Genomic DNA, 10571 nt, shown 5'->3' with positions numbered 1-10571 from the left:
CTCCCAAGCTTTTGGGGCCGCTACGCAGCCCAGCGGGAGCAAGCTCCCTCGCCACGGTGGGGTTTAGGGTGTGAGTGCCTTGAGCACCTGATCCACATTGGTTTCCAGCTCTGCCACCGGGTCTGCGCCATCCACATTCAAGACCAGCAGTTGCGAACCGCCAGCCGCCACCGCCGCCTTGACCGCTTCACTTGGCTGACGATGGTGCAGCACTACAGCCACGTCGTTATCCTTCAACTCGGCACTGAGCTTCTGCAAGGCGTCGGGCGTCCACTCGGCGTCCGGCCGCGCGTCGGTGCTGACGACTTCCAGGTTCAAGCTGCTGACCAGGTACGCAAAGTGATCGCTCAGGCTGACCACGCTGAGGTTGTCGGCCTTGGCCAGCCGCGCTTCGCTGCTGGCGCTGAGCTTGAGCAGGCGTTGCTTGAGGGCGGCGAGGTTGGCGTCGATCTGCGGTTTGGCGCCGGGCGCCAGGCGGCTGAGGTCGGCGGCCAGCACGTCGGCCATGCGCCCCAGGTTGTTGCTTGATTGCCAGGGTTGGCTGTTCAAGCCATCGGCCACGCCGGGCTGCACGGCGATGCCCGGCAGGCCGCCGTCCACCGGGCGGGCGGCGTCGATTTCGACGATGCGGATGTTGCTGCGCCGCGCCACCGGGTACAGCGGGTCATCCGCCCACAGCGAGCGCAAGCCAATGGCGGCGTCGGCGTCTTCGGCCAGTTTGCCCAGCGCCGGGGCGCCACGGCCGGTGAAGTAGGACACCTGCCGCGAGCCGGGCAGGTTCGCCGGTGCGGCGCGTTCGAGTTGCACGTCGGTGCCTTTGAGCAACACCTCGGCCAAGCCATAGGTGATCGGCAACGAGGCCAGTACTTTGACCGGCTTGATCGACTTGGCCTTGCTCAGCGCCGCATGGCCGAGGCCATGGTTGGTTTTGAAATCATTGGCCGCAAAACCATCCACGGCCAACGCCGGGGTACTGATCCAGCAAGCGATGGCCAAGGCCAGTGGGCGAAAGACAGGGCGCATTATCCAAGATTCCCTTTGAGGCTGGGCACGATGCCGCGCGCGATGGCGGCGAGGGCGAAGGCGATACCGGCCATCAGGATGATCGCGGCACCGGACGGGATCGGCAGGTCGAAGATGATCGGCAGCAGGATGCCGCACAGGGTGCTGACGGTGGCGATCGCGACCGAAATCCAGAAGAACCCCTTGAGCGACTGGCTCAACAGACGTGCCGCTGCGGCCGGGATCACCAGCAGTGCGCCGACGAGGATCGCGCCGATCACCTTGACCGCTGCCACGGTGATTAATGTCACCAGGATCACGAACAGATAATCCAGGGTCTTCACCGCCACGCCACGCACGGCCGCCAGTTGCGGGTTGAAGCTGGCGAGCATGATGCGGTTGTACAGTGGCAACGCCAGGGCCATCACCAGTGCGCCGACAATCGCCAGCACCAGCAGGTCGTTGCCGTTGACCGTCAACACCGAGCCAAACAGCACGTTTTCGAGGATGTGCACGTTGATCTTGCCCGCGAGGATCAGCAGCAGGCTCGCGCCCAATGCCAGGGACACCGAGAGGAACACGCCGATCAAGGTGTCCGGCGCCAGGCCAGTGCGATTGCGCAGGTAGTTGAGCAGGATGCCGAACAGCAGGCAGTAGCCAAACAGCGCGCCGTACGGCCCGGTGTAGGGTTCGCCGAGCAAAATGCCCACGGCCACGCCGGTCAGCGCGGCGTGGCCGACCGCTTCGGAGAAAAACGCAAAGCGCTTGACCACCACCAGCGTGCCCAGGCCGCCCAATACCGGGCCGATCAGCAAACCGGCGAGCAGGGCGTTGACCACAAAACCATAGGCCAGCGCTTCCGGCAGGTACCCGGAAGAGGCCCAGCCCTGGACCATCAAGCGAAAGGCTTCATAACTCATTGCGCCGGGCTCCGAGGGTGGGTGGAGAACAGGGTCAGCAGGCGATCCGGGGTCAGCGCCTCTTCTGGCGTGGCGTCGAATAGCACGCGGCGGTTCAGGCCGGTGACACGGTCGGCCAGGCGGCCCACGGCTTCGAGGTCGTGTTCGATCCACAGCACGGTGATGCCGGCCAGGCGCCAGTCATTGAGCAGGCGCTCGAACACCTGGATGCCGGCTTCGTCGAGGGCGGACATCGGTTCGTCCAGCACCAGCAATTGCGGGGCCGGGATCAGGCCCTGGGCCAGCAGTACGCGCTGGCGTTCACCACCGGACAGCGCACCCATGCGGCGCTTGCGCTTGTCCTGCATGCCGACGCGTTCCAGCGCATCGCCAATTGCGCCGGCGTACTGTTTGGACAGACCCAGAAACGCCGGGCGGCGCTGGCACATGGCAGCCATGAAATCATCCACCGTCATCGGCAAGCCGCGGTCGAACTCCAAGGCTTGGGGCACATAACCCACCGTGCCCACGCTGTCCGGCCAGTGCAGGCGCAACTGGCCCTGGTGCGGCGTTTGCCCCAGCAGCGTCTTTATCAGCGAGCTTTTGCCGCCGCCGTTGGGGCCGACCAGCGCGTGGATGCTGCCCGGTTGCACCTGGAAACTCACGCCATCGAGAATCACCGTGCGGCCGAGGGTCAGCGAGACCGTGTCGAACTCGAGCGTCGGGCCGACGCTGGCCACTTTCAGTTGTTCGGCCGCCGTCATGCCCCCGACTCCTGGATCGCCCGCACCACGGTGTTGAGATTGCCGGTCATTTCCACTTCGTACTTCTCGGGCGTGTATTCGCCGTAGGAAATATGCGACAGCGGGTACAGCTTGACCCCGGATTCACGCTGGATGGTCTCGACGTAGGTGGACGGGAAATCCATCTCCGAGAAGATCACCTTCACGTCGAGGGCGCGCAGCTCATCGATGGTCTTTTTCAACTGGCTCGGGCTCGGCTCGATGCCGTGGGCTGGTTCGACCACGGCGGTGACTTCCAGGCCGAACTCGCGCAGCAGGTAGTCGTAGGCCGCGTGTACGGTGGCCACGCGCAGGTCCGGGTTGGGCGCGCTGGTGAGCTTGGCCAGGGCGTCGGCGCGCATCTGGCGCAGGCGTTTGCCGTAGGCGCGGGCGTTCTGGGTGTAGGTCTTGGCGTTGTCCGGGTCGAGCTTGCCCAGTTCGCGGGCGATGTTGTTGACCTGGGCAATCGACGCGCTGATGGACAGGAAGGTGTGCGGGTTGACCACCTTGCCCGCGCCGCGCGCCGCGTTGCCGGTGGCGGCGAGCAGCGGCACGTTGGCGTTGGCTTCGATCACCGGGATGTCCGGGCGCTCGCTGGTGGCGATCATGCGGTCGGCGAAATCGTCGTGGCCGACGCCATTGAGCACGATCACGTCGAGGCTGCCGATGCGCTTGATGTCATCGGCGCGCGGCTCGTAGGCATGGGGGTTGAAACCGGCGGGAATCAACGGCACCACCTCGGCCTTGTCGCCGACGATATTGCTCACGTAGCTGTAGTACGGATGCAAGGTGATGCCGATACGCAAGCGTTTAGCCGCCTCGGCATTGGCCAGCGGGGCGAGCATCAGGCTGCACAGGCCGACCAGCAACAGACGCAACAGGGGAGATGAAATAGACATGGGCAATCGGTCTTCTCGTTCAGTGGCGGTGCTGGCGCGTCACGCCGGCATCGAATTGCGTGACCACTTGTTGCCAGCCGGCTGCGATCAGCGCCTGGTCAGTGAGGTCGGCGGGGGCGCTGAGGTTGGCGCTGCGGTTGAGCCACACGTCCGGCTCGGCACCGTGCACGCGCATCAGCAGCGAGCCGGCGGTGCTCGGCACCTGGCTCAAACCCAGGTAGGACGAAGGCTCCAGCACCTGCCAGCGATGGTCGCCACGGCTGACCGAACTGGCGTCCTGGGCGAAGGGCGCGAAGCCTTCTTCGGCCAGTTGCGCCGGTGTCGGCAGGCTGCTTTGCTCCTGCTGCAACAGCTGGATTTCATCCAGGGTCACCCGCAGGTCGGCGTAGATCCCTTGCTCGGCGGCGCTCAGGTCGCGGCGCGCATCCAGCTGATGGCTGGGCACGGCGGCGACTTCCTGGGTTTCGCCATGCAGCGCGATGACCGAACCGGCCACGGCCAGGATAATCAGGCACAGCAGCAGGACGTAGAGGGTTTCGTGGCCGGCACCGGCGGGGCGGACAACCTGTGTGGTAGTCATTGCGGCTGGATATCCGCTTGGTCGATTTCCACCACGTGGCCAGGGCCTGCATCAAACAGCACATAGAACTCGGCGGACGGCTTCTTGAAGGTCAGGGTCGAGTCCTGGCCGAGCTTGCCGGGTACCAGGATGGTTTCGTCGTAGCCGATTACATCCAGGGTCACGCCGGGGGCGCCGCTGCCGTCGGAAAAACCGCCGGTGCACTGGATCTGCTCGCCGGGGATTTCCTTGCATTCGCACATCGGGTTGTGGGCCAGGGCCAGGGTACTGAAACCGGCACCGATCAACAGGGCCGCACAGGTGCGCATCAACGTCATGGTTTAACTCCTTGCTTGTTCAGCCAGGCAATAGTGGCAGGCGAGGCCTGGCTCAGCGGGATGGAACCCTGGTGCATGCTGCCGTCCCAGCCTTCCATGGTGACCCACACTTCGGCGTCGGCCGGGGTGCGTTCCGGTATCGGCAGGGCGGCGCCCATGCGGTACGGCGTACCAAAGAAGATCACCCCGGCGGCCCGCAGACTGCGGGGCTTGCCGATGCGCAGGTAGGTGGCCTTGACCTGCTCGGCACAGGTGTCGCACAGGGCGGCGTTGAAGAATTTCATCGGGCCGGCCGGGTCGGGGCGCGGGGCTTCGTTGCGAAACTCGGCGAGGGTCAGGCTCCAGGGGCCGACCTGCACGTCACCGGCCACCCGTTCGCCGATGCCGGTGTCGCCCCGGAACAACGCGGCGTCGGCAAAGTACTTGGGCATGAAACCCAGGGGCACCAGCAACAGCAGGACATTGATGTGAAAACGCCATTTCAACCAAAAGGCCCGCAGTGGCGAAGGTGGTGCAGCAACGACCTTGCTCATGAGTTGGCCTCCGAGGTTTCAGCCTGCATGGCCGGGATGGCCGCCGGCGCGCGTTGGGTCTTGGCTTCGCGCTTGAGGGCATTGAGGGTGGCCAGGGCGGTGCGCTTGGTCCAGATCAGCAGGCCGCTCAGCACCATCATGCTCATGATGAGGCCGAAGAAGGCCCAGATCAGCTTGATCCACAGGCCGCCAAAGTCGCCGGTGTGCAGCGGGCGCATGGACTCGGTGACGAACTCCAGTTTGGAGCGGTCGGAGAGCAGGTGCGCGGCGGCGACTTCACCGTCATAGGGGTTGATCTGTGCGGTCTGGTACATCAGCGGGTACCAGCCGCGGCCGCCAATCTGCAGGTGGCTGTAGGCATTGAGCGGCAGGCTGACGAAACTCGCCTCTAGCCCCGGGATGCGCTGGGTGGCGATCTTGATCGCCTCGTCCACCGGAATCATCGGCGCCGGCACGCCGGGTTCGGACATCGGTACCTTTTCCCGGGCGATCACCGGGATCACCGGCTCGGTGGAGATGGAAATCTGGTTGTCCCCCAGGATCGCGCGGATCAGGAACCAGATGCCGGTGACGGCGATCACCAGGATGAACCAGATCGACCAGATACCGCTGAGGCGGTGGAAGTCGCCCCAGAAGATCCGCGCACCGTGGCGTACCCGCAGGGTGGGGCGCAGGAAGCCTTTCCAGAATTTCTTGTACACCACCAGCCCGGTCACCAGCGACGCCAGCAGCGGAATGCCCAGCGCCGACACTAGGTACCAGCCCCAGCTGTAGCCATTGGTGAACGGCACCAGCCACCAACCATGCAGGGCGCGGGTAAAGGCCTGGAAGTTGAACGACGGGCTGATGCCTTGGATGGCCCCGGTGTACGGGTTGACGTACACCTCGACCGAGCGCCCGTCGGGGTAGCTGAGGTCGACGCTGAGGGCGAAATGGGATTCGTCAGGGCGGCTGATCGACTGCACGAACACCGCAGGCTCATCGCGCTTGATGGCGGCGATCACCTGGTCATAGCTCAGCGGTTCGGCATCATCCGACGGCTTGCTTGCGCGGATGTCCGGGTTGGCCAGCCAGACGATCTCCTGGCTGACCACCGCCAAGGTGCCGGTGACGCAGACGATCAGTACAAAAAACCAGATGGGCAATGCCAGCCAGCTATGTACGAGAAACCAGAGTTTTGAACGTGACTTCTTCGACATGGGGATGCGGGTCTTGAGCGGAGGGGGCGATGGAGGCCCGGGAAAGGCCGGTCGTAGCTTTTGCTGACGCGACGGGCTGTATCTAAGTTAAGACGGATGAGAATCGGAAATCCCTAACCCGGAAATGAAAGTAAATGTTTCCGTGGCGCCCGATCGAACACGAAACATGTTCCCAGCCTTCACCCAGGTGCCGTTGATAGGGGCGCCGGGCTACGTAGGATGGGCGCATACCGTTGCGTGAGCCCGAAGACAAATGACTGCCAGAACCCTCTACGACAAACATATCGACGCCCACACCGTGTGCGCCCTGGATGACCAGGGCCATGTGCTGCTTTATATAGACCGCCAGGTAATCAACGAATACACCAGCCCCCAGGCGTTCAGTGGCCTGCGTGAAGCCGGGCGCAAGGTGTGGCGCCCCGGCACGGCGCTGGCGGTGGTTGACCATGTAAACCCTACGACGCCTACACGCATTGCGGCGATGCCCGACGCTGGCGGTGCACGGCAGGTGTCATACCTGGCGGAGAATTGCCGGGACTTTGGCATTGAACTGCTGGACATCCTCGACAAGCGCCAAGGCATCGAACATGTGATCGCCCCGGAGCAGGGCTTTATCCTGCCGGGCATGGTGATCGCTGCCGGTGACAGCCACACCACCACCTACGGCGCCCTCGGGGCCTTCGGTTTTGGCATCGGCACGTCGGAAATCGAGCACCTGCTGGCCTCGCAGACGCTGGTCTACAAGCGCCTCAAAAGCATGCGCGTCAGCGTAGACGGCGCGCTGGCGCCGGGCCTGACGTCCAAGGATGTGATCATGGCGCTGATCCGCCAGATCGGCGCCTCGGGTGCCACCGACTACGCCATCGAATTCCGTGGCTCGACCATCGATGCGCTGAGCGTCGAGGCGCGCATGACCATTTGCAACATGGCGGTGGAGGCTGGTGCGCGCGGTGCCTTTATGGCGCCGGATGAAAAGGTCTTCGCCTACCTCAAGGGCAAGCCGCGTGCGCCCCGGGGCGAATTGTGGGCGCAGGCGCTGGTGGCCTGGCGCCAACTGCATTCGGACGCCGACGCGGTGTTCGACCGCGAAGTGCACCTCGACGCCACCACCCTGCAACCCATGGTCACCTGGGGCACCAGCCCCGACCAGGCCGCGCCCATCGGCGCCCGCGTGCCGGACCCGCTGGCGGTCAGCGACCTGATCCTGCGCCAGGACATGCGCCGCGCCCTCGACTACATGGGCCTGGAGGCCGGCATGCCGCTCAGTGACATCGTCATCAGCCATGCGTTTATCGGCTCCTGCACCAACGCACGCATCGAGGACCTGCGCGACGCCGCCCGTGTGGTGCGCGGCAAACACGTGGCCACGCATGTGCGGGCGATGATCGTGCCCGGCTCCACCGAAGTGCGCAACCAGGCCGAGGCCGAAGGGCTGGCGGCGATCTTTATCGACGCCGGCTTTGAATGGCGCCAGTCGGGCTGCTCGATGTGCCTGGCGATGAACGACGACGTGCTGGCCCCCGGCGACCGTTGCGCTTCCAGCACCAACCGCAACTTCGAAGGCCGCCAGGGCGCCGGCGCCCGTACCCACCTGATGAGCCCGGCGATGGTCGCCGCGGCCGCCATCACCGGCCGCCTCACCGATATCCGCCACTTTGGAGACCGCCCATGAGCCTGCAACCCTTTACCCACGTCACCGGCAAGGCCGCGCCGATGCTGGCGGCGAATATCGACACCGACGTAATCATGCCGAAGCAGTTTCTCAAGGGCATCGACCGTAGCGGGTTGGATCGGGGGTTGTTCTTCGATTTGCGCTTCTTGGCCAGCGGCGAGCTGAACCCTGATTTTGTGCTGAACCAACCGGGCTGGCAGGGGGCGAACTTTATGGTGGTGGGGCCGAATTTCGGTTGTGGTTCCAGCCGCGAGCATGCGGTGTGGGGGTTGCAGCAGATGGGGATTCGGGCGCTGATCGGCAGCAGTTTTGCCGGGATTTTTTATGACAACTGCCAACGGAATGGGGTGTTGTTGATTAGCTTGGATGAGGCGGTGTTGCAGGGACTGGGGCAGACGGTCAGTCGGGCGGATCGGGCGCAGATCAGCGTGGATCTTGAAGCCCAGGAAATTCGTCTGGTCGATGGCCAGGTGATCCCGTTTCAGATTGATGCTTTGCGCAAGACTGCGTTGTCGCTGGGGCTGGATGCGATTGGCAGCACCTTGCAGCGTAGTGAGGAAATCAAGGCCTTCGAGCGCCGACACCTGCAAGCCAACCCCTGGCTCAACTGACACACCTCAGCTCCCACAATTTGAACCCATTCCAAGCTGGGGGCCGGGTTAGAGTGAGAGCTGTTTGAAGTGCTCCTGCAAAAACTCCACACACGCCCGCAACTTCCCGGAGTGAGCCAACCGTGTCGGGTACACCGCCCACACGTTGGCACTCTGGGAATAGTCGTGCAGCACCTGCACCAGCGTGCCTTGCTCCAGCAACGGCTGCACATCCCACAGCGAGCGCAGCAACACGCCGCGCCCATCCAGGGCCCACTGCAACACGATCTCGCCATTGTTCGATGACAACGGCCCACGCACGCGCACGCTCGCTGGCGCGCCGTCGCACGCCAGGTTCCAGATGCCAAACGCGTTGTCGCGTTCCTTGATTACCAGGCAGTCGTGTTGCTCCAGGTCACCCAACTGTTGTGGTGTGCCTCGGCGCTCTAAATACGAGGGCGCGGCGCACAGCACCCGTCGATTGCTCACCAGGCGCCGGCCGATATGCTGGCCGGGGATGTCATCGCCAACGCGGATCTCCAGGTCGAACCCTTCGTTGACGATATCCACCACGCGGTCGAACAGGTCCAGGCGGATTTCCAGCTCCGGGTACTGTTGCGCCAGCAAGGACACGGCGGGGGCCACATGGTTGCGGCCAAAGCCGAAACTGCTGCACAGGTGCAGGCGCCCGCGCGGGCTGTCGTGGGCGTCGGACAGTTCATCGGACAGTTGCTGGAAGTCTTCGAGGATGCGCACGGCCCAACGCTGTACCCGTTCGCCGTCTTCGGTCACGGCGATGCGCCGGCTGGTGCGGTGCAACAGGCGGGTGGCCAGGGTGGTTTCGAGGATCTGGATGCGCTTGCTCACATACGCCGGCGACAGCCCCAGCTCATCGGCGGCGGCCGCGAAGCCGGCCTTGCGGATCACAGTGAGGAACACCCGCAGGTCTTCGGGCAGGGGCACGGTATCTTTCTTATTAGTCATCACAAGCAGACGTGGCGGCATGAGCCGCCAGAATAGCACTCAGCGCAGGAAGGCCAGGACTTCGCCCAACAACAACTCGGGGGCTTCCTCGGCGAGGTAGTGGCCGGCGGGCAGGGCTTTGCCGCGTACGTTGGTGGCGACTTGCTGCCATTCCTTGAGCGGCTCGAAACAGCGCCCGACCGTGCCTTCGGCGCCCCACAGCACCAGCAATGGCAGGTCGAGGTGATTGCCCGCGTCGATATCGGCCTGGTCGTGCTCAAGGTCAATGCCCGCCGATGCGCGGTAGTCCTCGCAGATGCCGGTGGCGGCGCCCGGCAGCTGGATGCAGCGCAGGTATTCGGCAAAAGCCTCGTCGGTGAACGGCTTGAGCCCGGCACTGCGGCTGCCCATCACACTGCGCAGGTACAGCTCGGGGTTGCTCTCGATCAAGGCTTCCGGCAACGGCGCCGGGCGGATCAGGAAGAACCAGTGCCAGTAGGCCCGGGCAAAGGCTTGGTTGGTTTGCGCGTACATTGCCAGCGTTGGTGCGATATCCAGCAGCACCAGGCGTTGCACGGTGCCTGGGTGGTCCAGGGCCAGGCGATGGGCGACGCGGGCGCCACGGTCGTGGGCCAGTACCGAGAACGTGTTGAAGCCGAGGGCGCGCATCAGTTCGACGCTGTCCCGGGCCATTTCCCGTTTCGAGTAGTTGGCGTGGTGATCGTCGGCCGGCGGCTTGCTGCTGTCGCCGTAACCGCGCAGGTCGGCGGCGACCACGGTGAAGTGTCGGGCCAACTGCTCGGCGACTTTGTGCCAGATCACGTGGGTTTGCGGATGCCCGTGCAGCAGGAGCAGGCCGGGGCCTGTGCCGCCTTTGCGGTAGCTGATGTCGACGCCGTTGACGTGGCAGCGGTCTTTCTGGAAGCCGGCGAACATGGAATGACCCCTTGTGAGAATGGTCTGCATCGTGGAATCAGTGGGTGTAGGAGGCAAGGGGCAAAGCGTGGAGGGGGCGTTCATGAAGTGTGTAGGAAAGATCTTTCAGTCTATGAAGATCCGGCATGGGAACAGGCTTGTGTGGGAGCGGGCTTGCTCGCGAAGGCGGTGTGTCAGTCACAGGTCATTCAACTGATCC

Annotated in this window: 12 protein-coding genes; 2 read left to right on the top strand and 10 right to left on the bottom strand. The window is 64.3% G+C overall.

Annotated features, from left to right (window positions below; genetic code table 11):
- Nucleotides 1–63: 63 nt before the first annotated feature.
- From NUV89_RS23495 to NUV89_RS23460, 8 genes are read right to left on the bottom strand one after another with little or no spacing between them, the layout of a single operon-like run.
- The gene (locus tag NUV89_RS23495) at nucleotides 64–1023 is read right to left on the bottom strand and encodes a metal ABC transporter solute-binding protein, Zn/Mn family (protein ID WP_257783202.1); all 960 of its coding nucleotides are present in this window, start codon (nucleotides 1021–1023) and stop codon (nucleotides 64–66) included.
- Complete coding sequence (locus NUV89_RS23490) at nucleotides 1023–1922, bottom strand: metal ABC transporter permease (RefSeq protein ID WP_257783201.1); 900 nt, start codon at nucleotides 1920–1922, stop codon at nucleotides 1023–1025. Before NUV89_RS23490 ends, NUV89_RS23495 begins: the two co-directional genes overlap by 1 nt.
- Entirely contained in the window at nucleotides 1919–2665 is a 747-nt protein-coding gene (locus NUV89_RS23485) for a metal ABC transporter ATP-binding protein (protein WP_257783200.1), read from the bottom strand. The genes NUV89_RS23490 and NUV89_RS23485 overlap by 4 nt, the downstream gene beginning before the upstream one ends.
- Nucleotides 2662–3582, bottom strand: coding sequence for a metal ABC transporter substrate-binding protein (locus tag NUV89_RS23480; RefSeq protein ID WP_124525250.1), 921 nt, complete (start codon nucleotides 3580–3582; stop codon nucleotides 2662–2664). Before NUV89_RS23480 ends, NUV89_RS23485 begins: the two co-directional genes overlap by 4 nt.
- A 19-nt stretch (nucleotides 3583–3601) precedes the next feature.
- A complete protein-coding gene (locus NUV89_RS23475) occupies nucleotides 3602–4162 on the bottom strand; it encodes a DUF6162 family protein (protein WP_017734824.1) in 561 nt (186 codons plus the stop codon).
- On the bottom strand, nucleotides 4159–4479 hold the full coding sequence (locus NUV89_RS23470; protein ID WP_017734825.1) for a hypothetical protein: 321 nt from the start codon (nucleotides 4477–4479) through the stop codon (nucleotides 4159–4161). The genes NUV89_RS23475 and NUV89_RS23470 overlap by 4 nt, the downstream gene beginning before the upstream one ends.
- A complete protein-coding gene (locus NUV89_RS23465; protein ID WP_017734826.1) occupies nucleotides 4476–5012 on the bottom strand; it encodes a hypothetical protein in 537 nt (178 codons plus the stop codon). The genes NUV89_RS23470 and NUV89_RS23465 overlap by 4 nt, the downstream gene beginning before the upstream one ends.
- Nucleotides 5009–6211, bottom strand: coding sequence for a PepSY domain-containing protein (locus NUV89_RS23460; protein ID WP_257783199.1), 1203 nt, complete (start codon nucleotides 6209–6211; stop codon nucleotides 5009–5011). The genes NUV89_RS23465 and NUV89_RS23460 overlap by 4 nt, the downstream gene beginning before the upstream one ends.
- Nucleotides 6212–6464: 253 nt before the next feature.
- Here NUV89_RS23460 and leuC point away from each other — a divergent pair, with 253 nt between their 5' ends.
- Nucleotides 6465–7883, top strand: a complete 1419-nt coding sequence (gene leuC, locus NUV89_RS23455; protein ID WP_257783198.1) for a 3-isopropylmalate dehydratase large subunit — start codon at nucleotides 6465–6467, stop codon at nucleotides 7881–7883.
- Nucleotides 7880–8494 (top strand): 3-isopropylmalate dehydratase small subunit, encoded by a 615-nt coding sequence (leuD, locus tag NUV89_RS23450; protein ID WP_257783197.1) that lies wholly within the window; start codon nucleotides 7880–7882, stop codon nucleotides 8492–8494. Before leuC ends, leuD begins: the two co-directional genes overlap by 4 nt.
- 48 nt (nucleotides 8495–8542) lie before the next feature.
- Here leuD and NUV89_RS23445 read toward each other — a convergent pair whose 3' ends face one another.
- Together NUV89_RS23445 and NUV89_RS23440 are read right to left on the bottom strand one after the other, a co-directional pair.
- Nucleotides 8543–9457: a LysR substrate-binding domain-containing protein gene (locus NUV89_RS23445; protein ID WP_257783196.1), complete on the bottom strand. Its 915-nt coding sequence runs from the start codon at nucleotides 9455–9457 to the stop codon at nucleotides 8543–8545.
- A 39-nt stretch (nucleotides 9458–9496) separates the two neighbouring features.
- Entirely contained in the window at nucleotides 9497–10372 is an 876-nt protein-coding gene (locus NUV89_RS23440) for an alpha/beta fold hydrolase (protein WP_257783195.1), read from the bottom strand.
- Nucleotides 10373–10571 lie beyond the last annotated feature (199 nt).

This window comes from Pseudomonas sp. 18.1.10 (assembly GCF_024655625.1).
Classification (GTDB): Bacteria; Pseudomonadota; Gammaproteobacteria; order Pseudomonadales; family Pseudomonadaceae; genus Aquipseudomonas.
The sequence above is the reverse complement of the archived record's forward strand: the minus strand, read 5'-3'. Positions and strand labels throughout refer to the sequence as shown.

Bases quoted from the DNA above. Each gene is read 5' to 3' on its own strand.
- NUV89_RS23470 (WP_017734825.1), bottom strand. From the start codon at position 4,479: ATGACGTTGATGCGCACCTGTGCGGCCCTGTTGATCGGTGCCGGTTTC.
- NUV89_RS23460 (WP_257783199.1), bottom strand. From the start codon at position 6,211: ATGTCGAAGAAGTCACGTTCAAAACTCTGGTTTCTCGTACATAGCTGG.
- NUV89_RS23490 (WP_257783201.1), bottom strand. From the start codon at position 1,922: ATGAGTTATGAAGCCTTTCGCTTGATGGTCCAGGGCTGGGCCTCTTCC.
- leuD (WP_257783197.1), top strand. From the start codon at position 7,880: ATGAGCCTGCAACCCTTTACCCACGTCACCGGCAAGGCCGCGCCGATG.
- leuC (WP_257783198.1), top strand. From the start codon at position 6,465: ATGACTGCCAGAACCCTCTACGACAAACATATCGACGCCCACACCGTG.
- NUV89_RS23440 (WP_257783195.1), bottom strand. From the start codon at position 10,372: ATGTTCGCCGGCTTCCAGAAAGACCGCTGCCACGTCAACGGCGTCGAC.
- NUV89_RS23475 (WP_017734824.1), bottom strand. From the start codon at position 4,162: ATGACTACCACACAGGTTGTCCGCCCCGCCGGTGCCGGCCACGAAACC.
- NUV89_RS23445 (WP_257783196.1), bottom strand. From the start codon at position 9,457: ATGACTAATAAGAAAGATACCGTGCCCCTGCCCGAAGACCTGCGGGTG.
- NUV89_RS23495 (WP_257783202.1), bottom strand. From the start codon at position 1,023: ATGCGCCCTGTCTTTCGCCCACTGGCCTTGGCCATCGCTTGCTGGATC.
- NUV89_RS23465 (WP_017734826.1), bottom strand. From the start codon at position 5,012: ATGAGCAAGGTCGTTGCTGCACCACCTTCGCCACTGCGGGCCTTTTGG.
- NUV89_RS23480 (WP_124525250.1), bottom strand. From the start codon at position 3,582: ATGTCTATTTCATCTCCCCTGTTGCGTCTGTTGCTGGTCGGCCTGTGC.
- NUV89_RS23485 (WP_257783200.1), bottom strand. From the start codon at position 2,665: ATGACGGCGGCCGAACAACTGAAAGTGGCCAGCGTCGGCCCGACGCTC.